Origin of the sequence: Antarctobacter heliothermus (assembly GCF_002237555.1) — a bacterium.
Classification (GTDB): domain Bacteria; phylum Pseudomonadota; class Alphaproteobacteria; order Rhodobacterales; family Rhodobacteraceae; genus Antarctobacter; species Antarctobacter heliothermus_B.
In genome coordinates this window covers 85,696-109,722 of sequence record NZ_CP022540.1, presented here as the reverse complement: position 1 = coordinate 109,722, position 24,027 = coordinate 85,696, and the positions used below count along the sequence as shown (strand labels likewise).

Here is a 24,027-nt window from a genome sequence, read left to right as displayed (position 1 = left end):
GTCCTCCCGATTTTGGCCGCAGCTTAGGCAGGGCCCGCGCCGGGGGAAAGCCCCTCAGGCGCGCATCAAGTCGGGCAGGTCGCCGGTCAGCCCCGCCGCCTCACGAATAAAGCTGCGGCGCAATCCGGGGGCGGAGTTGATCGCCACCATGCCAAGATCACGGCCCAGACGGAGCAGGGGGTTGTCGTTCGAAAACAGCCGGTTGAACAGGTCGGTCGAAGTCGCCAGTGATGCCGTGTCAAACCGGCGCCACTGCGCATAGCGGCTTAGAACAGCCGGAGATGCAAAATCCTCGCCCCGACGCGCCGCATGTGCGATCACATGCGCCAGCGCCGCCACATCGCGCAGCCCCGCGTTCAATCCCTGACCGGCAATCGGGTGCATCCGGTGCGCCGCGTCACCCACCAGCGCCACGCGTTCGGCGGTAAAGGCCCGCGCCAGCGACAAGTTCAGCGGATAGGTATAGCGCGCGCCCGCCAACGAAATCTCACCCAGAAAATCGCCAAACCGTGGCCGCAGGACCTGAAGATACTCCGCGCCCGGCAGTGCGTTGATCGCCTGCGCGCGACCGTCCCGCTCACTCCAGACAATGGACGAGCGATTGCCCGTTAACGGCAGGATCGCCAGCGGCCCGGCGGGCAGGAACAGCTGATGCGCCACGCCGCCATGCGGTTCCTCATGCGCAATGGCGCAGACCAGCGCCACCTGTCCATAGCCCCAGCCCATCCGGCGGATGCCTGCGCGGGTGGCGACACCGCTTTTCTGTCCGTCCGCGCCCACCAGCAACCGACCTGTCAGAACCTCACCATCGGCGAGCGTAACCGACGCGCCCTCGGGCCGGGTCTCTTGGAAGACGACCATTGCCTCGGCCCGTTGCGTGATCAGGTCGGACCCGGCCAGCGCCTCTAGCAGCACGCGCCGCAAATACCGATCCTCGACCATAAATCCCATCGGCCCGTCTTCGATCTCGGCACTGTCGAAGTGCAGGCCAAGAAAGACCCCGGCATCGCCGACACGTCCGTCCGATACCTTGATCTGGGTCATCGGCTGGGCGTGATCCTGCAGCGACTCCCACAGCCCCAGCCGGTCCAGCATCCGCTGCGACGACCGCGCCAACGCATAAGAGCGCCCGTCAAACTCTGCGTCCTGCCGCGTCGCCAGCGGCAGCGCATCCACCACACATGAGGTCAGCCCCGCCTGAGCGGCGGCCAGAGCAAGGGCGGGTCCGTTCAGGCCTCCGCCGACGATGATCAGGTCATGTTCCATATGCCGCAATATGGCCGTGCGCGCGGGATTGTCCATGCGCCCGCCTGCCGCTACCGTCGCGCGGCAGACAAGGGGACCGCATCATGACCAAAATGACCGAACAGACAGCCGCCGATCTGGGACGCGGCATCGCCAAAGGTGAAATAGATCCGGTCACGCTGGCGGAGGATTTTCTGAATGAGATCAACGCGCACCCCATGCGCGACCGAATCTATGCACGTCTCACCCCGGATCGTGCCTTGGCAGAGGCAAAGGCCGCCAAGATGCGTGCGGAACTGGGCCTGCGCCGCCATCCGCTGGACGGCGTGCCGATCAGCTGGAAAGACCTCTATGATACTGCCGGGATTGCGACCGAGGCGGGCTCTGGCCTGTTGGCGGGGCGCATCCCCGACCAGGACGCAGAAGTGCTGCGTAACGCGACCCAGAACGGTCTGGTTTGTTTGGGCAAGACGCATATGTCCGAATTGGCCTTTTCCGGTCTTGGTCTGAACCCTGTCACCGCCACGGCCCCTTGTGTGAACGACTCCGATGCTGTTGCGGGCGGATCGTCTTCTGGCGCGGCAGCCTCTGTCGCGTTTCGTCTCGCCCCCGCCGGTGTGGGCTCTGACACGGGGGGCTCCGTGCGTCTGCCCGCCTGCTGGAATGACCTTGTCGGGTTGAAAACCACCTCCGGTCTGCTCAGCCTGTCGGGTGTGGTGCCGCTGATTGCCAGCTTTGACACCGTCGGCCCGCTGTGCCGCACGGTCGAGGACACGGCGCTGATGCTCTCCGCGCTCGAAGGGGCACCCGCGCCCGACCTGACCGGGACCAACCTGCAAGGCCGTCGTTTTGCTGCGCTCCAGACCATTGTCATGGACGATCTGGATGAGGCCCCGGCACGCGCCTACGCCCAGTCCCTCGACCGCCTGCGTGCTGCCGGAGCCACCATCGAACCGATTGATTTTCCACAGATCGCGCAGCCCCACGCGGATTCTGGCATGCTTTATACGTCCGAGGCTTGGGCCACATGGCGCGATGCGATCATCGCACAGCCCGACGTCATGTTCGCCCCCATCCGCGAGCGGTTTGAGGCCGGTGCCGCCCACAGCGCCGCCGATTTCATCGCCGCATGGCAGCGCATTTACGCGATGCGCGCCGACTGGGCCAAGGCGACCGCCGGGTACGATGCGGTCCTGTGTCCGACAGCACCTAACCTGCCCGAAAAGGTTGAGGCGCTAATGGAACTGGGGGAGACCTATGTGCAGGCCAACTTACGCACATTGCGCAATACCCGGATCGGCAATTTACTGGGCGGGGCGATTATTTCCCTGCCCACCGGCACGCCCTCTTGCGGGATCTCATTGATGGGCACCCCCAACGGAGAGCATCGCCTGTTGCGGCTGGCCGCCGCCGCAGAGGCCGCTCTGGCCTGACAAAACACGGCACACTGCGGCTTTCACGTCACATCGCCCTTTGGCCGGTCCTTGATTCTGGACAGAACCCCCTGTTTTTCCGTATCCTGCGGTCAAACGCGGGGCAGAAAATGATCCCGCATACCTTGAGGCAGTACTGGCAGATGTTCCCCGAACGGTTTTCGAACCTACCGGCCTATGCGTTCCCGCGTCTGCGGGCCCTTCTGGATTCGCAAGAACCCGGCGGTCCGGTGCTGCACATGTCCATCGGAGAGCCGAAACACGCCTTTCCGCCGTGGATCACGCAGATCATAACCGACCACGCGGCTGAGTTTGGCCGCTATCCGTCGAATGAGGGGACGCCGGAACTGCGCGCGGCCATCGCCGGTTGGCTACAACGGCGCTACGGCGTGACGATGGACCCTGACACGCAGATCATGTCGCTGAACGGCACGCGTGAGGGGTTGTACAACACCGGTATGGCGCTCTGTCCTGAGAGCAAGAACGGGCAGCGGCCGACCGTGCTGATGCCGAACCCGTTTTATCAGGTCTACATGATCTCGGCGATTTCCGTGGGGGCAGAGCCGGTCTTTACCCCGGCCACCGCCGCCACCGGCCACCTGCCAGATTACGCCGGGTTGCCAACGGATGTGCTGGACCGTGCCGCGCTGTGCTACATCTGTTCGCCCGCAAATCCCCAAGGGGTTATGGCGGACGAAGCATACTGGCGTGCGTTGATCACGCTGGCCGAGAAACACGACTTTCAGATCGTCGCAGACGAGTGTTACGCGGAACTGTACCGCAGCGAACCGCCCAACGGCGCGCTTGAGGTGGCCGCCGCGATGGGCGCAAACCCAGAACGCGTCATCTCCTTGCATTCGTTGTCGAAACGCTCCAATCTACCCGGCCTGCGCTCTGGCTTTGTGGCCGGTGGGCCTGACAGTATCGCCCGTTTGCGCCAGCTGCGCGCCTATTCGGGCGCGCCGGTGCCGCTGCCCTTGCAGCGGGTTTCAGCGGCGCTTTGGAACGATGAGGCGCATGTCGCCGAAAACCGTAGGCTTTGGGCGCAGAAATACGCGCTGGCGGATGAGATCCTTGGCCATGTGCCGGGGTATATGTCGCCAATGGCGGGGATGTTCCTGTGGCTGCCGGTTCAGGACGGTGAGGCCGCAGCGCTAAAGCTGTGGTGCGACACAGGCGTTCGGGTGCTGCCAGGTGCCTATCTGTCGCGCGATACAAAGGCGGGAAACCCGGGGCAGGGGTATATCCGCGTGGCGCTGGTGGCGCCCTACGATGAAACAAAAGATGGGCTGACCCGGATTCGGGACTGCCTGTTTGTATAAAAACAAGACCGACGAGGCGAAAATGGCAACTTTTCAGGCACGGGGACGCGATCCCCTGTTCGACACCAATACGGCCGCCACGCTGGAAAAGCGGGGCCGCGAATTAATCGGGCTGGCGCTGATCGCGCTGGGGCTGATGGTGGCTGCCATGATCGCCTCTTACACGCCGGATGACCCGTCGTGGCTGTCGGCGACCGATGCGCCGGTGCAGAACTGGATGGGCCGACTGGGGGCCTATATCGCGGCACCGCTGTTCATGATCATCGGCCTTGGTGCGTGGTCTCTGGCTGCGGTTCTGACCGTCTGGGGCGCACGCATGGCCCTGCACAAGGGCAATGGCCGCGCCTTTACCTGCCTGATCTTTTCGCCGATCTGGGTGGCGCTGTCGGCGGTCTATGCCTCTGGCCTGTCGGAATCCGCAAGTTGGACGCATGATTTCGGCCTTGGCGGGTTGTTTGGCGACATGATGATGGGGTCCGCCCTGAATGTGCTGCCGGTTTCGCCCGCGATCGGGCTGAAAGTCATGCAACTGGGTCTAGGCGCGGGGATCATCGTGCTGGGGGCCTTTGTGCTGGGCTTTACCCGGAATGAGTTGAAGCGGATCGCGCGCTTTCTGGTCGTCAGCCTTGTCCTGGTCTACGCCACGCTGCTGCGGTTGCTGGGGCATGGGGCCAGTGGAGCAATGGGTGCGGCACAGCGAGTTCAGGCCGCCAGTTCCGAACGTCGCGCCGCCAAGGCAGAGCGCCGCGCGGCCGATGCCATTGCCAGGGCAGATGCACAGACTCTGATTGAGCCAACCGCCGCCGCCGTTCCCTCTGCGCCTTCAGCCGCGCGGGTGTTGCGGGCAGACATCGGTGTGCCGCCCTCGCCTGAGGCCGACCTTTTTGATCCCGACGAGGATCTGATTGAACTGGCCCCGGCGTCGATGCCCGAAAAGCCGGGCTTCCTGTCGCGTATGATCCGCCGCTCAGAACCGGGCCCGATGCCGGAGCCGGAACTGGTCGACCGCCAGATCGACCACGATGTCGAGGTGCCCGGAGAGGACCGCATTCGTGCCAAGATCGCCAAGGCTGTCAAGTCGCGCCATACGGTACTGCCGGGCCGTCCGACCCCCAATATCGACGCCACCAAACCGCTGACCCGGGGCAGGGGGCATGGCCCGCAACCCATCGTGTTCCGTGACACGCCGCGTGTGGGGGCATTGCCGCCCGAACCGCCGCTGACGGCCTCTGCCCGCGCGATGCCCACACAACCGCCGCTGACTGCTGCACCGCTGTCGCCGCAGGTTCTGCCCGACAGCCAACCGGACCCAATCTGGGACGACAGTGCGTCCGAGGCAGAGCTGATGGCAGATGCAGCGCCCCGCGTGCTGCCGCGTGTGCCCGAGGTCGACCCGGAGCTGGATACGAACCTCTATTCCGACCTCAGCGATTTTGACGACTACGGCGACGAGGACGATGCCGAAGTCCTGACTGACGACTACCAGCCTGAACCCGCCCCTGAACCGCAAGCGCGGGTTGCGGTGCCCTTGCCCGAACCCAAGAAGGTGGTCCAGCAGCCGATCCGCAAGCCGATCCTGCCGTCCAAGCGCGCACAGGCCGAGGCGCAGCCCTCGCTTAGCTTTGACGACAACACGCCTGATTATGAACTGCCGCCGCTGTCGCTGCTGATGTCTCCCGACCAGATTGAGCGTCATGTTCTCAGCGACGAGGCGCTGGAGGAAAACGCGCGGATGCTGGAAACCGTGCTGGACGACTACGGCGTAAAGGGTGAAATCGTTAGCGTCCGCCCCGGTCCCGTTGTCACCATGTACGAACTGGAACCGGCGCCGGGGCTCAAGGCATCGCGTGTGATTGGCCTTGCCGACGACATTGCGCGCTCCATGTCGGCGCTGTCTGCCCGCGTGTCTACCGTTCCGGGCCGCAGCGTGATCGGCATCGAACTGCCCAACGACAATCGCGAGATGGTGTCGTTCCGTGAAATCCTTGCCGGGCGCGATTACGGCGACGGCAAGCACAAGCTGCCGCTGGCGCTGGGCAAGGACATCGGCGGTGCGCCGATGGTGGCCAACCTGGCCAAGATGCCTCACCTGCTGATCGCCGGGACCACCGGCTCGGGTAAGTCGGTGGCGATCAACACAATGATTCTGTCGCTGCTCTACAAACTGACGCCTGAGGATCTGCGGTTGGTCATGATCGACCCCAAGATGCTGGAACTGTCGGTCTATGATGGCATCCCTCACCTGCTGTCCCCCGTTGTCACCGACCCGAAAAAGGCGGTTGTCGCCCTGAAATGGGTCGTGGGTGAGATGGAAGATCGTTACCGGAAGATGTCCAAGATGGGGGTGCGCAACATCGACGGCTACAATGGCCGGGTAGAGGATGCGCTATCCAAAGGAGAGATGTTCAGCCGCACGGTGCAGACCGGCTTTGACGACGACACCGGAGAGCCGGTGTTCGAGACCGATGAATTCGAGCCCAAGAAAATGCCCTATATCGTGGTCATCGTCGATGAGATGGCCGATCTTATGATGGTTGCGGGCAAAGAGATTGAGGCGTGCATTCAACGTCTGGCGCAGATGGCGCGGGCCTCTGGCATTCACCTGATCATGGCCACGCAGCGCCCGTCGGTCGACGTCATTACCGGCACGATCAAGGCGAACTTCCCCACCCGGATCTCTTTCCAGGTGACCTCCAAAATCGACTCTCGGACGATTCTGGGTGAGATGGGTGCCGAACAACTGCTGGGCATGGGCGACATGCTGTACATGGCGGGCGGAGCAAAGATCACGCGCTGCCACGGTCCTTTCGTCAGCGACGAAGAGGTCGAGGAAATCGTCAACCACCTTAAGGCATTCGGCCCGCCCGACTATGTCGGTGGCGTGGTGCAGGGGCCTGACGACGAAAAGGCCGATGATATCGACGCGGTTCTTGGTCTCAACACTGGCGGGAATACTACCGGCGAAGACGCGCTGTACGATCAGGCGGTGGCGATCGTTATCAAAGACCGCAAATGTTCGACCTCCTACATCCAGCGCAAGTTGGGCATCGGTTATAACAAGGCCGCGCGACTGGTCGAGCAAATGGAAGATGAAATGGTCGTCTCCTCCGCCAACCACGTCGGCAAGCGTGAGATTCTGGTGCCTGAACAGCAATAGGCTGCCACCACGTCGCACCACTTCAAAAGAGGCCGCCCCTTCTAACCGGGCGGCCTTTTCCTATATCCAGAGCTTGATCAGAGGGTTCCGGCGACAGGGCAAAACAGGCAAAGGACGGGCGTAGGGTGGCAGAGCATGAAACCGTCGAACAGATAGTGGACGCCCTGCGCGACGAGGCCTGCGGACAAGGTGAGGTATCGGTGGGCGGCGTGCTCGACCACATTGGCAAGCGCAGTTTTGGCCCGCTTATTCTGCTTCCGGCACTGGTTCTGGTCACGCCCATCGGCGGCATCCCCGTTTTGCCGACCTTATTTGCCCTGATGGTTGCCATGCTGGCCCTTCAGGTGATCTTTGGGCGCAATTCGCTTTGGCTGCCTGACGTGATCCGCAGCCGAGCTCTGCCAAGGCAGCGCTTGATGCAAGCGACGGAAAAGGCGCGGCCGGTAGCGCGCAAGCTCGATGGGCTTTTTGGCAAGCGATTTGAGGGGCTGACCCGCGCCCCCGCGCCGCGCGTGGCGGCGGGCCTGGTGCTGATGCTGTGCCTCACCATTCCACCGATGGAACTTGTCCCTTTCGGCGCGATCCTTCCGGTCTCTGGCATTGCGTTGCTGGGCCTGGCGATCACGCTCCGGGACGGGCTAGTGATGGCCATCGCGGGACTGATTTCGCTGGCGGGGTTGATCGGCGGGACATGGCTCATGATATCAGGCTAAGCCCGGCCGCTATCGCATGACAAAAGGCTTCATGCCACAAAACGGCTGAAAGAGCAGGAAGGAAGACCATGATCCGCACGCTACTCACCCTCGTCACTTTGGTGACTTTTGCGTTGCCGGCCTCCGCGCAGCAGTTGTCGCTGAATGAGGTGTCAAAGTACCTTAACGGGATCACCTCGGCGACCGGTACGTTCACCCAGATCAATTCGGATGGCACGATCTCGACCGGGGAAATCGCCATCAAGCGCCCAGGTAAGGTGCGGTTCGACTACAACCCGCCGGAACGCTCGCTGGTCATGGCGACGGCAGGCGCAGTCTATATCCTTGATCGCAAACTGAACTCGCGCCCGGACACCTACCCGTTGCGCAAGACGCCGCTATCGATCATCCTCGACCGCACCGTGGATCTAAGCCGTGCGGGCATGGTCGTGGGGCATGGCTTTGACGGCACAGCCACAACAGTCACCGCACAGGATCCGGACAACCCCGAATACGGCACCATCCAGCTCAAGTTCACCGGCGCGCCGGTGGAGTTGCGTCAGTGGATCATCACGGATGGCAACGGCTCTCAGACAACCGTGATTTTAGGCGGTTTGGAGAAGACAAACGTGCCCAACAGCCGTTTTTCGATCGACGCCGAATTGGCGAAACTGAAGCCCTGAGATCGAAGATGGGGGGCCGCCTTAGCGGGCGGCCCGGCATCCCTGAAGCTGTTGTTGGTACATGACGGACCGTTCTCCCACCTGTGAAGAGACCCGCAGCAGCCACGACTTGGCGTTATAGCTGCCCCGGCGATAACCTGTCCGCCCCTCATGATAGGCCAGATAATGCCGCCGCGCGTCCCCCATCGGGATGCCCAGTTCCTCATTCGACAGCTTCATGTACCAGCCCATGAAGTCGGTCGCGTCACGGATGTCATCGCGGCGGGCGCCACGGCGGGCCCCATCGGCAAGGTATTCTTTCCAGGTGCCATCCAGCGCCTGACTATAGCCAAAGGCCGAACTCTGCCGACCAATTGGAATCACGCCCAGACTGTACTGGAACGGCGTCCGCGCATCGCTGTCGAATTTGCTTTCCTGATAAATGGTTGCCATCTGCACATGCACCGGCACGCCCCAACGGCGCTCTGCATTGCGGAAAGCACGATAGTATCCTGGTCGCTGTTCCAAAATGGAACAGGCGTTGTCCAGGTTGCGCGGTGATGACCCCGAACCACCGCCACCGCCCCCACAGGAGGCAGCCAGCAGTACGATCACCAAGGCGCGAAGGACTCTGCTCATTTGCCACTCGCCTCGTTATGTCTTTTTGTTATGAGGTATTTTAACTGATTGCGCCTTTGGAGGGAATCACATTTCCTTCAAGAAGCGTATCACCGCTGCGCAGGTCTCGCACTTTTGGCCAGTGTAAGGTAATGGCCTGCGAACTGCACTGTTGGCGTGTGAGTCACAGAGTGTTTCTAAGCAAATTGAGGCGAAAGTTGGACAACGCCCCGGCGTTGACGGTATCAAGGGGTATGAAGAGGTCTGTCATGTTGCACAATCGCGCGAAGTATCACCTTGGTCAGGTCGTCCGCCACCGCAAGCATCCCTTTCGGGGGGTGGTCTTTGATGTGGACCCGGAGTTTTCGAACACCGAAGAGTGGTATGAATCGATTCCCGAGGACAGCCGGCCCTCCAAGCAGCAGCCGTTCTACCATCTGCTGGCCGAGAACGACCAAAGCTTTTATGTGGCCTATGTGTCCGAACAGAACCTTGTCGCCGACTATTCCGGTGAGCCGGTGGATCACCCGGACATTCCGGATCTTTTCGGCGCGTTCGAAGACGGCTCTTACGAGCTGCATTTCCAGATGAACTAAGGACTGGCACGCCGTTTCAGGCGTGCCACCCGATCAGGTGCTCTCAAATCAGTGCGCCGCTTTCACCGCTTCAAGGAAACTCGTCACATCCGCCTCGGTCGTGGACCAGCTACACACCAGACGACCGGTGGCCACTGCCTTGGGCGATGTCGGCGCATTGCCCATCAGGTGATAGACAGCACCGGCAGCCTTGACCGCGTCATGCACCCCTAGCGGCGCACGAAAGAACAGCATATTGGCGCGGGTCTTGTTCACGATCTCGACCCCCATTGCCTCCAACCCCGCGGCCAGTGTCTCGCAGCGCGCATTGGCCCGTGTCGCCAGATCGCGCCATAGGCCATCCTCCAGATAGGCCAGAAACTGCGCCGCGACGAAGCGGTGCTTGGAATACAGATGCCCGGCCCGCTTGACCCGCAGTTCGAACTCTTGCGCGCGGGTGTAGCCGCTGCTGGCGGGCGCGTCGGGGTCAAAGATCACCACCGCCTCGGCGTCCATCAAACCGTTCTTGGTGCCCCCAAAGACGGCAATATCGACGCCAATCTTCCACGTCATTTCGGCGGGGGTACAGCCCAGCTTAACGCAGGCATTGGCAAGCCGCGCGCCGTCCAGATGCACGGGCAGCCCGAACTCTTGGGCCACATCGCACAGCGCCGCGACCTCACCCACCGAATAGACATTCCCGCCCTCGGTCACGTTGGTGATCGACACCGGCCCGCGCTGCGGTCCGTGGACGCCCCGGTTGCCTTCTCCTTCGATCGCTGCGCGCAGGGTAGCGGGCGTCATCATGTCCCCCTCGGGCACCAACGTCAGCTTGGCCCCGCCGGTGTAGAACTCGGGTGCGTTGCACTCATCCTCGTGGATATGCGCGTGCTGCGTGCAAAAGATGGTCCCGAACGGCGGGCACAACGTCGCCAGCGCCAGAGCATTTGCCGCCGTCCCGGTGGCCACCAGATAAACCGCCGCCCCGGGTGCCTCGAACAGATCACGGACCCGGTCGGCCACCTCCGCCGTCACATCGTCGCCGCCATAGCTGGCCGCGTAGCCGGTGTTCACACGGGCCAAAGCCTCCAGCACCTGCGCCGGGACCGGTCCCGCATTGTCGGATGCAAAGTTCATCTCGGCTCCTCGATGATGTGGTCTTCCCAGTCGTCTTCGTCGATCTCGAACTCGGGCACCGTCATGCCCTGCACCGACACGCCTGCCTCATGGACCGAATCCGCCGTGCCGGAGATCAACGGATGCCAGTCATACAGTGGCTCGCCGTTCCACAGCAATTTATAGGCGCAGGTTTCCGGCATCCAGTAGACGTGCTTGTGGATATTCGACGGCGACATCACGATACATTCCGGCACAAACTGGTGCCTGATTTCATACTGTGCACAGTGGCAGGTGGTATCGTCGAACAAACGACAGGCGACACTGGTCAGGGCCACCTCGCCGGTCTCTTCATCTTCCAGCTTGTTCAGGCAGCACTTGCCACAGCCGTCGCACAGCGCCTCCCATTCGCGCGGGTTCATGTCGCGCAGGCGCTTCTTTTCCCAAAAACGGGGCGTCAGCCCGCTGCGGTCGATGGGATCACTCATAGGGTTGCCAGAATCTCACGGGCGCGTAGGCAATCCGCGTCCATCTGTGCAATCAACGCGTCCAATCCATCGAACCTCAACTCTGGCCGCAGATAGTCGACCAGACCCACCGACAGTGTCGCGCCATACAGATCGCCGGTGAAATCAAACAGGAACGTCTCGATATTGGGCACCTCGCCGTTGAACATGGGCCGCACGCCGATGCTGGCGGCGCCGTGATAGCTGCCCTTGTGTGGCCCATCGCGAACGTCGACCAGCACCGCATACACGCCAAAATGCGGCGGGTGCAGCCCTTCGATGGACATGTTCGCCGTGGGATAGCCCAGCACACGGCCGCGCTGTTCGCCGCCGATCACCTCACCCTCGATCCGGTGCCAATGGCCCAAAAGCGCAGCAGCATCGCGCGGTCGTCCCGCGCTCAACGCGTCGCGGATCGCAGTGGAGGACACCTGTACGCCGTTTGATTCCAGCAAATTCGCCACTGTCACCCCGAACCCCATCTCTTCGCCGTATCGCTGTAACGACGTCACATTGCCCGCGCGGGATTTACCGAAGCAGAAATCTGCGCCGACCACTACATTGACCAAACCGAAGCCCTTGCAGATTACGCGCTCTGCAAACTCGCGCGGCGTCAGTGAGGCCAGCGCGTTGTTGAAATTCAGTTGGTACAGACGGTCGACCCCCAGTTTCTCTAGCCGCGCGGCGCGTGCCTCGGAGTTCATCAACCGAAAGGGCGGCGCGTCGGGCGAGAAAAACTCGCGCGGATGCGGCTCAAACGTCATGACGCCTAGCGGCGCATCTGGGGCCGCCTTGCGCGCCAGATCGATCACTTCCTGATGGCCCAGATGGACACCGTCGAAATTGCCTATGGCGGCGCTGGCGCCCCGGTCTTCGGCCCGTGTGTACTGATAGTCTCGAATGATCCGCATGGGTTTTCCGTTACCGGGCTGTGGCGTCGCGCGCAAGCGCAAGCCGGGTCAGGACAAACCCTCTAGCGCTGCCGCGATCCGTTCTACACCCGCGCCGATCCGCTCTGACGGGATAGAGCTATAGCCCAGCCGGTAGAACTGTCGTGGCGGTGTCTCTCCGGCGAAAAACGCTTTGCCCGGTTCGATCATCACGCTGTTTGCGCGCAGGCGTGCGGCCAAAACACCTGTATCGACGCCCTCCGGAGCCTGCATCCACAGACTGGATCCGCCATGTGCACCACGCCCCGCAACGCGCAACCCATGCTGTGCTACCGCCTCTTCCATCACCTGCCTCCGCGCTGCCAGCGCCTTGCCGATACGCCGGATCAAGGCGTCGTAGTGGCCAAGGCTCAGGAACTGCGCAGCGGTACGCTGGATCAACCCCGGAGGATGGCGCAACACGCTGGCTCGCAGCGCGCGCGCCTCACGGATGAACGGAGCAGATCCCACCAGATAGCCCAGCCGCAGCCCCGGAAAGAGGGACTTGGAAAAGCTGCCGACGTAAATCACCCGCCCGTCCTCATCAAGGCTCTTCAGTGCCGGAGAAGGCGGGTTCAAATAGGACATCTCGAACTCATAATCGTCCTCCACGATCAGAGCGCCCAGATCCGCCGCACGCGCCAGTAGCGCCTTGCGTCGGGCCAAGGGCAGCGTCGCTGATGTGGGGCACTGGTGGCTGGGCGTGGTAAAGATGACTCGCGTGCCAGCAGGCACCTGCTCAGGCGGTAAACCGTGCTCATCCACCGGCACGCTGCGCAAGGGGCTGCCCGCCTGCCGCAGGATCTGGCGTAGCGCCGGATAGCACGGGTTTTCGACCGCCACAGGCCGCCCTGCTGCCAGAACCTGCGCCGCGATCCACAGAGCGTTCTGCGCCCCCATGGTGATCAGGATTTCATCCGGGCGCGCTAGGATGCCGCGCCGGGGTAAGGTGTGCCTGGCTATAAAACTCACCAGTTCTGGGTCGTCCGCGTCGTACTGATCCTGCGTCAGCGCATCGAAATTCCGCGCGCCCAAAGCCTGCATCGCACAAAGCCGCCAGTTGGCATGGTCGAACAGTGTTGGATCGGCCTGTCCGTAGATGAACGGATAGCGGTACTTGGTCCAGTCGGTAGGCTTGCCCATGCCCAACGGCTGTCCATCGTCGAACCGCTGCGCCAACGCCGCCCCCCAGTCTACCCGGTCTGCGCGTTCTGGCGGGGCACCAAAATCGGGTGGCTCTGGCGCGTTTTCGCTAACGAAATAGCCAGATCGACCGCGTGAGGTCAGATAATCATTCGCCTGTAATTCAGTATAGGCCAGCGTCACCGTGATCCGGCTGACGCCCAGATGCCGCGCCAGCTTGCGGGTTGAGGGCAGCTTTTCCCCCCGTCGAAACCGCCCCGCCAAAATGCCTTCGGCTACCATCTGCTGGATGCGAGCCTGCAGAGTGCCTTGGGCGCTGGGGGACAGGTGAAACGTTTCGACAGGGATAGCCATGTAGGCAGATTAGGCTGGACTGATCCTGGGTGCAATCTGGACTGATCGACGGTGCAGACGAGTTGGTTTAGGTCGGAACCCGTTCCCCAAAGATAGCCGATCCCACGCGGATATGCGTCGCACCAAAGGCGATGGCCTGCTCAAAATCGTTGCTCATCCCCATCGACAATCCGTTCAGCCCATTGCGCTCTGCAATCTTCTTCAACAGTGCGAAATGCAGGCTGGGCGCTTCGTCGACCGGCGGGATGCACATCAACCCGCGCAAGGGTAGATCCATCGCGCGGCAATCCTGAATGAACGCGTCCGCGTCTCCTGGCAAAATGCCCGCTTTTTGCGGTTCCTCCCCTGTGTTCACTTGAATGAACAACTCAGGACAGCGGCCCTCTTCCTGTGCCAACCGCGCGATGGACTGCGCCAGCTTGGGCCTGTCCACTGAATGGATCGCCTCAAAAAGGTCAAAGGCCTGTCGCGTCTTGTTGCTTTGCAACGGGCCGATCAGATGCACGGACACATCCGGAAAACGTACCCGGAAATCTGGCCATTTGCCCGCGGCCTCCTGCACCCGGTTTTCACCGAAAAGGAGGTGCCCCTCTTCCAGAATTGCCTCGACCCGCTCAAGCGGTTGCACCTTGCTGACGGCGATCAGCGCGACCTCATCAACGGCGCGGCCCGCTTCGGCACAGGCCGCCGCAATCCGTGTCTGAATGTCATTCAGTCCCATGGTTCGTCTCCCCATGCCTCGATAAAGGGCGCCAGCTCCGACTCGAACTTTCGCCAAGCCTCACGTCGCCCGGCGTGGATCGGCTGGCGCACCTGGGTCAGGCTCAGTGTTTTCACGTTCTTCTTTGAGGTGTGGAAGTTGAGGCAGGCCTCTTCCCAATCCAGTCCCGCTGCCGCAACCAGCGCGCGCGCCTGTGGTTCTGGGTCGCTGACCAATTCGTCATAGCGTACCTCGTGGATGCGGCCGGGCAGGCGCGCCTTCCAGTGATCGACCGACCGGCGGAACATCTTGATGGCATCGGCAATGTCCGCCAGATCGTTGGCGTAGCGATGCGTACCCATCTTGAAGTGGTTCTTGTAGATCGACAGCGCGGTGTCGCGCGGGTCGCGGTGAACCACGACGATCCGCGCGCCGGGCAGGCCACGCGCCACAAGGCCGAAAATCATATGCGTCTGGATCGACTTGTCGGTGACAACCCCGGTGGTGCGACCGGTGTCGCGCCGCACCAAACGGGTATAGGCGTCGGCCCAGCGGCCCAGCTTCATCGAGGACAGCTTGGCCAAAGGGGCCATCTTGTGCGCCGGGCCAAACTGCAGCACTGCCTGTTTCAGCGCATGGCCCAGCTCGCCGCCCGGATGGGCCTGACTGTGGCTGGCGATGATCTGCTCGACCAGCGTCGTGCCGGATCGGGGCATCCCGGTGACAAAGACCGCGCGCGGTGACTGTGCCTCGCCGACAGGGGAGTAGTCATCAGTTTCCTGCGCATCGAGAAAGGCCTGCCATTCGGCATTCCGTTCTTCCGCATCAAAGGGGATGATCTTGCGTTGTAACTGGTTGGCAGGGGTGAGGTAGTCAAAGACGCGCTCGCGCTGGTCTGTTTCTTCCATCGCCTTGGCCAGCCCATAGCCCAGATGCATCCGCGACAGTTCCGTGATGGAACTGTCCTTCCAGAGCGCCTGCATTTGGCCGATCAGGGGCTCATCCTTTTTCATTTTCCGCCCCGTCGTCAGAACCCGATAGGTTTCCCCCTCTTTCGGGACTCGTTTGATCAGGAACCGCAGGATTTCCTCGGCCTTTTGGAATTCACCAATGTGCTGGAGATAGACGGCCTTTTCGCCGCGTGGTTGGAAATTGTTTGGCTCCAACATGATCAGCCGGTCATGGCATTCCAGAACGCGGTCGGAATTGCCAAGACGGGCGTTCGCCTCAATCGCGGATTTCAGAACCAGTTTTTCGTTGGGCTTTTTTTCCAGAGCGCGGTCCAGTTCCCGGATCTGTGTTGGGGTATCGCCTTTGGCTTCGGCGATACGCGACAGATGGAAATGAATCTCTGCGGCGCCCTTGGTGGGCAAAAGCAGCCCTTTCAGGGTGCTTTCGGCGGGGCCGAGTTGCCCTTTTTCGATTTGGGTCAGCGCGCGGGCGAATTGCGCCTTGATCTGTTGGGGCGTCATGAATGCTCTCTATTCCGCTGTGCGCCCGTTGTTCCAAAAGAAAAGAGCGGACGCAAGCGCCCGCTCTTCCCTAAACCAGTTGGTTGGTGTCCTTAGAAGGACATTGCCAGACCAAACGAGTAGCTGTCGTTGTCGCCAGCAACACCGCCGAAGCGACCGTCGCCGAGACCGAAGACTGCCAGCGGGATGTCTGCATCGCTCGAGCCGTAGCCGAACTGAACTTCCAGACCGCCACCCAGATCGTAGTTGGCTGCGATACCGAAACCGTTGTTGGTGAAGCCGGGGCCGGAGTACTCACCGTAGTTGGCCGACAGGGTCAGGGCGTTCATGGTGTAACCCACGCCGAGGCCCCAATGGTCAACGGTGGTGCCGCCAACGTCGGTTTCCGAGTAGTTCACAATGGCCTGGAGGCCGTTGTCGAACGTCGTGTCAACCGAGATACCAATGACTTCGACGTCGACGCCGAGGTCAACCGACTGGTAACCAAGGCCAACGCCGAGGTCGAGGCCAGCAAGCTCACCCGAGTATTTGAAGCCGATACCCCAAACTGGGTCAAAGGTGCCGGAGTCGTCGATTTCAGCCGAGATCGCGAACGAGAACGCGTCGAAGGAGTAATCGAAACGAGCGATCTGACCGTCGAAGGTGCCGTCGAGGCCGCTGTTGAAGTTGAAGCCGGCGTGAGTGGTGTGGTCGTCAGCGATAGAACCGCCGATGCCAACTTCTTTCATGGCCCAGTCGAATGCACCATCGGTGTCACCCATGGACAGCTTGGCGCCGCCGTATGCGATCCACACGGTGTAGTCATCCGAACCGTCGGTGGTCGAGATCGAGGTCGTACCGTTGGCCGAGCCACCATCTTCCAGAGCGATGGCGGAGCCGAAGGTCAGGCCGTTGTCTGCTTCGCCCGACAGGGTGAAGGTGACGCCTACGTCGGTGTGGAAGCCGGCGGTGGCGAGGTGATCGCCATCGACGATACCCATTTCGGCGGCGCCGGAAATCTTAACTTCTGCCGCGGCGAAGCCGGCGGTTGCGACCAGGGCAGTGGTCGCCAAAAGGATCTTTTTCATTGTTTCCCTCATGTGTTCAAAGGCACGTACCAGACCGATGCTCCGGCCTTGATGAGCTTTCTATGCGCTTTGGCAGGTGGCCAATGCAAGCCATCGGGAATTGGCATTCGCAACAAGGACGCCAGTGATGCGTTAATGCCACAAGGCTTTTATGCCCCCCGTATCTTTGTATGCTATCGCAGCGTCTTGCGGCGTTTTTTGGGCGAAAACCCGCCGATGATCCGCGCTTGCCGCAAGTGTCGTGCGCTTGTATGGAGGGCTTCGATGTTTTCGATACAAGAGGGCCTGTCATGACCATGTCGCGAATCCTTGTTGGCACCTCTTTGGTGGCAATCATGCTTGTGACCTCGGGTTGCGGCGCCTTCGGTGGGAAAGGCAAACCGCGCCAACCCGTCGAAACGCCCTCTGCAGAAGAGATATTCAAGGAACTGGACGCCGAGAAGGGCGATGCAGGACCGGAAAGCACAATATGGGACATCTTCAAGAAGCGTGAGGATCCAGGTCGCGTCGGCGCGGTGAACCGCTATCTATGGAATTCCTCGCTGGACGTGCTGGATTTCCTGCCAGTGGAGACGATTGATCCGTTCTCGGGTGTGATCACCACGGGATACGGCACACCTCCGGGTGGCGGTCGGGCTTATCGCGCAACGATTCTGATCAGCGACCCGGCTCTGGATGCGCGGTCGCTCAACCTTGCGCTTCACACTCGGTCCGGTCCGGTGGACCCAGCGACCGTGCGCGCGATCGAGGACGCGATTCTGACCCGCGCGCGACAGTTGCGCAAGGAAGACAGCAGGTTCTGAACCGGCGACCCAAAGGGACGACACGGCTTTTGCTAAAACCGCTTCCGACACCGGGAGCGGTTTTTTGCGGCTCGGCGACGGTTTAGTCGCGCGGTGGCCGGGCGGGCGATGCGCCCAGCTGTTCGACCCAGGACAGATGCTGCGGCAAACAGATGCTTTGCAGGTCATATCTGTCGCGCACCAGCGAGCGGGCATTTGCACCCAGACGGGTCCGCGTTTCGGGATCGTCCAGCAGGGCGCTTATCCGATCCACCAGTGTCTGGCGGTCAAAGAAATCCACCATCCAGCCAGTTTCATCCTCTGTCATGACCTCGCGCACCGGCGCTGTATCACTGGCGACAATCGCGGCCCCGGCGCTCATTGCCTCAAGCAGCGACCACGACAGCACAAACGGGTAGGTCAGATAGACATGGACCCGGCTGACCTGCATCATCGCTAGAAACCTGTCGTAGGGCACCCGACCCAGAAAATGGACCCGATTCCAGTGCGGCGTGGGGATTTGCCCGCGCACCTCATCAATAAAGATCTGTTTCCACGTTTGCCCCTTGGGCGGTTTCGACCCGTAAGACGTTCCATCGCCGCCCAACACGACAACATGCGCCTTCGGACGCCGCCGCAGCAGATCGGGCAAGGCGCGCATGAAGACGTGATAACCGCGATAAGGTTCCAGATTGCGGTTGATGAAGGTGATGACCTCATCGTCGCGTGTCAGGGTCAATTTATCGTCGATCTGCAATCGCGCCATTGGATCGGGACGGACCATGTCGGTGTCGATGCCGTCATGGGCCACGGTCAGACGGTCCTGCCAGCGGTCGGGAAAGGTCGATGCCTGAAACCGTGTCGGAGAGATACCAGCGTCCATGATCTCTTCGTGCATCCGGTTGTTGAGGTTCTTCATCCGAATTCGCAACGTGTCGGCCGCGGGGTTTTTTGACGGAAACTCGGGGTCGAAGTTGATGAAGGTGTCGGTGGTCAGATGATACAATTCACAATACAGACCCAGCCGTGCGGTCGGCCAGACGTCCTTGAGAAACATGCTTTCGCCCCAGCCGTGGTGAGCGCAGATCACATCCGGTTCAAACCCCTGCTCCTTCAGCGCAATCGCGCCGCGATAACAGGAAGTGGCGCGCAGGAGCTTGGTTTCGAAATCCGCCAGCCACGGGTGGATGCCCTTGGTCGATGCTCCCTTGACCTCATAGGGGGCGATGCGCACGCCCTGCCATGTCTGCGGTTCCTTGATCTTGCAAGTGAGCGCGACAACCTGATGGCCCCGCGCGGCCAGTGCCGGGGCAAGGTGTTTGTATTGACCAGGGAAATTCTGGTGAATCAGGAGGATCTTCATCTGCGCGTCCCTTGGGCTGTGCCGCCCTTATTTTTGGTGTGCCTCGGGGCCAGTATAAACGGTGCGGGGCAAAAGGGAATCGGTTGTGCGCACGTCTATTGGCGGGCAGGGGGCGCTGCCCCCGGCTCCCTTCGGTCGCCTCCCCCGGGATATTTTAGGACAAAAGAAGCCGGGAGTGATGTGCGGGGCAATCGTCGGGCGGCCCCCTCGAATCTGTTGAGCCTCTGGACGATCCGTTCCGCGCGCCCTATCACCCGCCCGAAGAATTGCCCGCCGGAGGACATCCCATGTCGCGTTACGAACCCGCTACGATCGAGCCGAAATGGCAGAAGGCCTGGGACGAGGCCGAGACCTTTAAGGCGCGCCGGACTGGCGACAAGCCCAAGTATTATGTGCTGGAAATGTTTCCCTATCCTTCGGGGCGGATCCACATCGGCCATGTGCGCAACTACACGATGGGCGACGTGATCGCGCGGTACAAGCTGTCGACCGGGCACAACGTGCTGCACCCGATGGGTTTTGACGCATTCGGGATGCCTGCGGAAAACGCCGCGATGGCGTCGAACGGTCATCCCAAGGACTGGACCTACAACAACATCGACACGATGGTCGAGCAGATGAAACCGTTGGGCTTTGGTCTTGATTGGACGCGAAAGTTCGCCACCTGCGATCCGGAATACTACGGCCAGCAGCAGGCGCTGTTCATCGATTTTCTCGAACAGGGTCTGGTCTATCGCAAGAACGCGATCGTGAACTGGGACCCGGTCGACATGACCGTTCTGGCGAACGAACAGGTGGTCGATGGCAAAGGCTGGCGCTCTGGTGCCGAGGTCGAGCGGCGCGAGTTGACGCAGTGGTTTTTCAAGATTTCCGACATGGCGGGCGAATTGCTGGACGCCATTGATGAGCTTGAGGATTGGCCGGCAAAGGTCAAGCTGATGCAGGCCAACTGGATCGGTCGTTCGCGCGGTCTGGAGTTCGCGTGGGATCTAAGCAATCCTGTGCATGGCATTGAAAAGATTGATGTCTATACCACCCGTCCTGACACACTGATGGGGGCGTCTTTCCTTGGGGTCTCGCCGGACCATCCGCTGGTGAAAAAGTTGGAAAAGGACAATCCTGAACTGGCCGCCGCCGTGTCCGAAATGCGCAAGGGCGGCACCACGGAAGAGGCGTTGGAGAAGGCAGAAAAGCTGGGCTTCGACACCGGGCTGACCGTGAAGCACCCGCTGGACCCGTCGTGGGAGATCCCGGTCTGGGTCGCCAACTTCATCCTCATGGACTACGGCACCGGCGCGATCTTTGCTTGCCCGGCACATGACCAGCGCGACCTCGATTTCTGCCGCAAGTATGACCTGCCGGTGATCGACACCTTCGTGGCGCTGGACGATCCGCAGCCGGTCAAGGACGCCGCCTTTGTCCCGCCCAAGACCGAAAAGGTGAAGTGGATCGACCATTTCGCGGGCCTCGACGAGGCGACGGGGCAGGAGGCGGTCGACGCCACCATCGATTGGATGGAGGCCAAGGAGCTTGGCAAAGGTGTCGAAAAGTTCCGCCTGCGTGATTGGGGCCTCAGCCGCCAGCGCTACTGGGGGTGCCCGATTCCGGTCGTGCATTGCGACACCTGCGGTGTGGTGCCGGAGAAAAAGGAAAACCTGCCGGTCGAACTGCCTTATGATGTCAGCTTCGACACGCCGGGCAACCCGCTGGACCGTCACCCGACGTGGCGCGATTGTGCCTGCCCGTCTTGTGGCAAACCCGCCAAGCGCGAAACCGACACGATGGACACCTTTGTCGATTCGTCATGGTATTATGCTCGCTTCACCGCGCCCCATGCCAAGACCCCGACTGACCTCGACGAGGCCGCCTATTGGATGAACGTCGACCAGTACATCGGCGGCATCGAACACGCGATCCTGCACCTGCTGTATTCGCGCTTTTTCGCCCGCGCGATGATCAAGACCGGCCACCTGCCGGACAGCGCCAAGGAACCGTTCAATGCGCTCTTCACGCAGGGCATGGTCACGCACGCGATTTATGAAATGGTCGATGTGAGTGCGCAGGGTGTCGAAGGAAGCGGCCCCGAGGCTGACAAAGAGTTTGAGGAATATAAAAAGTCACTGCCGATTGTTCGTCAAAAGTATCTTTATCCCGAAGACGTTATCGAGTTCACCGATCCGGTAGTACCAAAAGAGAAGCGGGCGGTTCTCCGGACGCTTGCTGAAAAAGCAGGGGTTTCTGATGGAGATGCGATCCAGCTCAATGACTTTTGGCTGAAGGAGGATGAACAAGGCCGTTTCATCCGTATTGTCCCCTCCGCCAAGATGTCCAAGTCCAAGAACAACGTCGTCGATCCGCAGGCCATCATCGCCACCTATGGCGCTGACACCGCGCGTTGGTTCGTGCTGTCCGACTCGCCACCGGAACGCGACGTCGAATGGACGGCGTCCGGGGCCGAGGCCGCGTATAGGCACCTGTCGCGCGTCTACCGGATCGCGGCGGAAATCGCCGCCTCGGATGCGCCCGAAACCAAGGAAGATGCCGCGCTTCTGAAGGAGACGCACAAAGCCATCCACGACGTCACCATGGGCGTCGAATCCTTTGGCTTCAACGCAGCCATTGCGCGGCTCTATGCCTTTACCAACGCGCTGTCGAAATCGCGCGCGGGCAAGGACACCAAAACCTTTGCCGCGAAAACGCTGGCCCATCTGATGGCCCCCATGACCCCGCACCTGTCCGAGGAAATCTGGCAACTGCTGGGCGGTGAGGGTCTGATCGCCAACGCACATTGGCCCAAGGCGGACGAGACGATGCTGGTCGATGACACCGTGACGCTGCCGATCCAAGTCAACGGCAAACGCCGGGGTGAGATCACGGTGCCGCGCGACATGCCCAAGGAAGAGGTTGAAAAGCTGGCGCTGGCGCACGAAGCTGTGGTGCGGGTTCTTGACGGGGCCCAGCCGAAAAAGCTGATCGTGGTTCCGGGGCGGATCGTGAATGTCGTGGTGTAATCGTAGAACGCTCTTGTTTAGCCCGCTGGCGCTTGCCGCTTGCGGGTTTACCCCGGTTTACGGACCGCAGGGCGGCGGCACCGCGCTACAAAACGCGGTTCTCTTGCCGAAGCCGGGCAATGAGAACGCCTATCACTTCAACCGCCGGTTTGAAGAGCGGATGGGGCGCGCTGCGCCGGGCGCACCCTACAGTTTGACCCTTCGCATCCAGACGGACGATCAGGACATCGGTTCGACTTCGGCGGGCAACACCACGCGTTATCGTCTTATTGGGCGCGCGTTTTTCAGCCTTGTCGATACCGCAACCGGGGCGACGCTGTTTGAAGGGCGGACAAACGCCTTTACCGGCTATTCCACCACTGGCTCGACTGTTGCCACCCGCGCCGCGGAAACCGATGCCTCGGAACGGCTGATGGTTCTACTGGCCGATCAGGTCATTGATGATCTTCTGCTGTCCGATATCTCTGACACATGAAACTGTCGCCGCGTGACGCGAATGGGTTTTTTCGCAAACCTTACCCTGCCATCGCCGGGCTGCTGATCTACGGCGAAGACGTGATGCGCGTCGCGATGAAGCGGCAAGAGGTGATTTCCGCCATCACCGGTCCGGAGGGAGAGGCCGAAATGCGCCTGACCCGGATGAACGGCGGGGATCTGCGGCGCGATCCGGCGCAACTGATGGATGCGGTCAAGGCCACCGGCTTTTTCCCCGGTCCGCGTGCCGTGCTGGTCGAAGAGGCCGCCGACGGGGTCTCTGAGGCAGTCAAATCCGCGCTGTCGGACTGGCACCAAGGCGATGCGCAGATCATCGTCACCGCCGGGTCTCTGACGGCACGGTCCTCACTGCGCAAGCTGTTTGAGGGGGCAAAAAATGCCTATGCCGCGGCGCTGTACAATGACCCGATGGGCCGCGCGGAAATCGAAGCGGAACTGTCCCGCGCCGGACTGACCGGTGTCGACCGTGACGCGATGGGAGCGCTAGAGCATTTGTCTCGTGACCTGACGCCGGGCGATTTTCGCCAGACGTTGGAAAAGATCGCGCTATATAAATATCAGGATCCCGTGGCCCTGACCCCGGATGAGGTCACGCTAAATGCCCCCGCTTCGGTCGAGGCGCAGATGGATGAGATCTTTCACGTTCTGGCAGAGGGCCGGACCAGCGACATTGCCCCCGTCATGCGGCGGCTGACCGCGCAGGGTGTTGCGCCTGTCACGTTGTTGATTATGGGCACGCGGCATTTTCGGACGCTCTTTGCCATCGCTTCTGCCCCTGGTGGACCCGCGCAAGGCATAGGAAAGCTGCGCCCACCGATATTTGGTCCGCGTCGGGACCGGATGTTGCGGCAAGCCCAGAACTGGTCGGCTTCTCGATTGGAAGGCGCGCTGACGTTGTTGATGGATACGGATCTGACGCTGCGCTCAGCTGGTCAGAAAGCACCGCAAATGGCGCTGGTGGAGCGCGCGTTTGTGCGGCTGGCCTTTCTGGCGCGCCGCTGATTTCTGAGAGGGTTGATAGTGAGGTATCCCGTTTACGGCGCGGTCCGGAGTCGTGCGTTTCGCGTGCTGTAGCTGCTAGAGGAACTGGCTGTGCCCTACACCCATGTGGCCGTCGGACCGCAGTCCGAAGAAGTCCGCAGGATCAACCCGCTGGGCAATGTCAGGGTGCTCGCAGAGGGCGATACCGTCTTGTTCAACCCCTCGGACACTTTCTGGCCGCCATACTTGGACTTGAATTCGTAGAACGGCGCCGTGCTTCGGCCCATGCCCGCGGCGCACCTCGGCTGTCGGCATGCGGGCATCTTGCTGATTGATCATCCCGATGACTTTAGCCTCGGTGGAACGGTTCTTTCGTACGAGTCTGCTCCTTCAGTGTTGGCGCA

General features: G+C 61.4%; 21 protein-coding genes. 10 read left to right on the top strand and 11 right to left on the bottom strand.

Translation table 11 applies throughout. The features are described from left to right. Positions 1 to 54: 54 nt before the first annotated feature. A complete protein-coding gene (locus ANTHELSMS3_RS00590) occupies positions 55 to 1,302 on the bottom strand; it encodes an FAD-dependent monooxygenase (protein ID WP_094033181.1) in 1,248 nt (415 codons plus the stop codon). A 47-nt stretch (positions 1,303 to 1,349) separates the two neighbouring features. On the opposite strand from ANTHELSMS3_RS00590, the gene ANTHELSMS3_RS00585 reads away from it, so the two are divergent. From ANTHELSMS3_RS00585 to ANTHELSMS3_RS00565, 5 genes are all read left to right on the top strand, one after another. Further along, on the top strand, positions 1,350 to 2,678 hold the full coding sequence (locus tag ANTHELSMS3_RS00585; protein ID WP_094033180.1) for an amidase: 1,329 nt from the start codon (positions 1,350 to 1,352) through the stop codon (positions 2,676 to 2,678). A gap of 143 nt (positions 2,679 to 2,821) precedes the next feature. After that, complete coding sequence (locus ANTHELSMS3_RS00580; protein ID WP_094036832.1) at positions 2,822 to 4,000, top strand: aminotransferase class I/II-fold pyridoxal phosphate-dependent enzyme; 1,179 nt, start codon at positions 2,822 to 2,824, stop codon at positions 3,998 to 4,000. A gap of 22 nt (positions 4,001 to 4,022) precedes the next feature. Then, entirely contained in the window at positions 4,023 to 7,157 is a 3,135-nt protein-coding gene (locus tag ANTHELSMS3_RS00575; RefSeq protein ID WP_094036831.1) for a DNA translocase FtsK, read from the top strand. Between the two features lie 125 nt (positions 7,158 to 7,282). After that, positions 7,283 to 7,870: an exopolysaccharide biosynthesis protein gene (locus ANTHELSMS3_RS00570; protein WP_094033179.1), complete on the top strand. Its 588-nt coding sequence runs from the start codon at positions 7,283 to 7,285 to the stop codon at positions 7,868 to 7,870. A 68-nt stretch (positions 7,871 to 7,938) separates the two neighbouring features. Next, on the top strand, positions 7,939 to 8,532 hold the full coding sequence (locus ANTHELSMS3_RS00565; protein ID WP_094033178.1) for a LolA family protein: 594 nt from the start codon (positions 7,939 to 7,941) through the stop codon (positions 8,530 to 8,532). A gap of 21 nt (positions 8,533 to 8,553) precedes the next feature. Here the strand turns inward: ANTHELSMS3_RS00565 and ANTHELSMS3_RS00560 are convergent, their stop codons facing one another. Next, entirely contained in the window at positions 8,554 to 9,150 is a 597-nt protein-coding gene (locus ANTHELSMS3_RS00560) for a lytic transglycosylase (protein WP_094033177.1), read from the bottom strand. A gap of 248 nt (positions 9,151 to 9,398) precedes the next feature. Here ANTHELSMS3_RS00560 and hspQ point away from each other — a divergent pair, with 248 nt between their 5' ends. Next, the gene (gene hspQ / locus ANTHELSMS3_RS00555; protein ID WP_094033176.1) at positions 9,399 to 9,725 is read left to right on the top strand and encodes a heat shock protein HspQ; all 327 of its coding nucleotides are present in this window, start codon (positions 9,399 to 9,401) and stop codon (positions 9,723 to 9,725) included. A 48-nt stretch (positions 9,726 to 9,773) separates the two neighbouring features. On the opposite strand, the gene ANTHELSMS3_RS00550 is transcribed toward hspQ, so the two are convergent. The 7 genes from ANTHELSMS3_RS00550 to ANTHELSMS3_RS00520 form a co-directional block, all read right to left on the bottom strand. Next, positions 9,774 to 10,841 (bottom strand): threonine aldolase family protein, encoded by a 1,068-nt coding sequence (locus ANTHELSMS3_RS00550; RefSeq protein ID WP_094033175.1) that lies wholly within the window; start codon positions 10,839 to 10,841, stop codon positions 9,774 to 9,776. Beyond that, complete coding sequence (locus tag ANTHELSMS3_RS00545; protein ID WP_094033174.1) at positions 10,838 to 11,308, bottom strand: YcgN family cysteine cluster protein; 471 nt, start codon at positions 11,306 to 11,308, stop codon at positions 10,838 to 10,840. The genes ANTHELSMS3_RS00550 and ANTHELSMS3_RS00545 overlap by 4 nt, the downstream gene beginning before the upstream one ends. After that, positions 11,305 to 12,237, bottom strand: coding sequence for a bifunctional riboflavin kinase/FAD synthetase (locus ANTHELSMS3_RS00540; RefSeq protein WP_094033173.1), 933 nt, complete (start codon positions 12,235 to 12,237; stop codon positions 11,305 to 11,307). Before ANTHELSMS3_RS00540 ends, ANTHELSMS3_RS00545 begins: the two co-directional genes overlap by 4 nt. 48 nt (positions 12,238 to 12,285) lie before the next feature. Next, the gene (locus ANTHELSMS3_RS00535) at positions 12,286 to 13,752 is read right to left on the bottom strand and encodes a PLP-dependent aminotransferase family protein (RefSeq protein ID WP_094033172.1); all 1,467 of its coding nucleotides are present in this window, start codon (positions 13,750 to 13,752) and stop codon (positions 12,286 to 12,288) included. Between the two features lie 67 nt (positions 13,753 to 13,819). Then, positions 13,820 to 14,473: a YggS family pyridoxal phosphate-dependent enzyme gene (locus ANTHELSMS3_RS00530; RefSeq protein ID WP_094033171.1), complete on the bottom strand. Its 654-nt coding sequence runs from the start codon at positions 14,471 to 14,473 to the stop codon at positions 13,820 to 13,822. Further along, positions 14,464 to 15,924 carry a tetratricopeptide repeat-containing sulfotransferase family protein gene (locus ANTHELSMS3_RS00525; protein WP_094033170.1) on the bottom strand — a complete coding sequence of 487 codons (1,461 nt, stop codon included), beginning with the start codon at positions 15,922 to 15,924 and terminating at the stop codon, positions 14,464 to 14,466. Before ANTHELSMS3_RS00525 ends, ANTHELSMS3_RS00530 begins: the two co-directional genes overlap by 10 nt. 92 nt (positions 15,925 to 16,016) lie before the next feature. Further along, complete coding sequence (locus tag ANTHELSMS3_RS00520; RefSeq protein WP_094033169.1) at positions 16,017 to 16,991, bottom strand: porin; 975 nt, start codon at positions 16,989 to 16,991, stop codon at positions 16,017 to 16,019. 290 nt (positions 16,992 to 17,281) lie between these two features. On the opposite strand from ANTHELSMS3_RS00520, the gene ANTHELSMS3_RS00515 reads away from it, so the two are divergent. Beyond that, a complete protein-coding gene (locus tag ANTHELSMS3_RS00515) occupies positions 17,282 to 17,794 on the top strand; it encodes a DUF3576 domain-containing protein (protein ID WP_439098662.1) in 513 nt (170 codons plus the stop codon). Positions 17,795 to 17,876: 82 nt separating this feature from the next. Here the strand turns inward: ANTHELSMS3_RS00515 and ANTHELSMS3_RS00510 are convergent, their stop codons facing one another. Beyond that, positions 17,877 to 19,136: a glycosyltransferase gene (locus ANTHELSMS3_RS00510; protein WP_094033168.1), complete on the bottom strand. Its 1,260-nt coding sequence runs from the start codon at positions 19,134 to 19,136 to the stop codon at positions 17,877 to 17,879. 287 nt (positions 19,137 to 19,423) lie between these two features. On the opposite strand from ANTHELSMS3_RS00510, the gene leuS reads away from it, so the two are divergent. From leuS to holA, 3 genes are read left to right on the top strand one after another with little or no spacing between them, the layout of a single operon-like run. Next, positions 19,424 to 22,147: a leucine--tRNA ligase gene (gene leuS / locus ANTHELSMS3_RS00505; RefSeq protein ID WP_094033167.1), complete on the top strand. Its 2,724-nt coding sequence runs from the start codon at positions 19,424 to 19,426 to the stop codon at positions 22,145 to 22,147. Positions 22,148 to 22,160: 13 nt separating this feature from the next. Then, positions 22,161 to 22,622 carry an LPS assembly lipoprotein LptE gene (gene lptE / locus ANTHELSMS3_RS00500; protein ID WP_368074427.1) on the top strand — a complete coding sequence of 154 codons (462 nt, stop codon included), beginning with the start codon at positions 22,161 to 22,163 and terminating at the stop codon, positions 22,620 to 22,622. Continuing rightward, positions 22,619 to 23,644 carry a DNA polymerase III subunit delta gene (holA, locus tag ANTHELSMS3_RS00495; protein WP_094033165.1) on the top strand — a complete coding sequence of 342 codons (1,026 nt, stop codon included), beginning with the start codon at positions 22,619 to 22,621 and terminating at the stop codon, positions 23,642 to 23,644. The genes lptE and holA overlap by 4 nt, the downstream gene beginning before the upstream one ends. A 95-nt stretch (positions 23,645 to 23,739) precedes the next feature. On the opposite strand, the gene ANTHELSMS3_RS26585 is transcribed toward holA, so the two are convergent. Next, positions 23,740 to 23,910 (bottom strand): hypothetical protein, encoded by a 171-nt coding sequence (locus ANTHELSMS3_RS26585; protein ID WP_157733368.1) that lies wholly within the window; start codon positions 23,908 to 23,910, stop codon positions 23,740 to 23,742. Between the last annotated feature and the right edge of the window lie 117 nt (positions 23,911 to 24,027).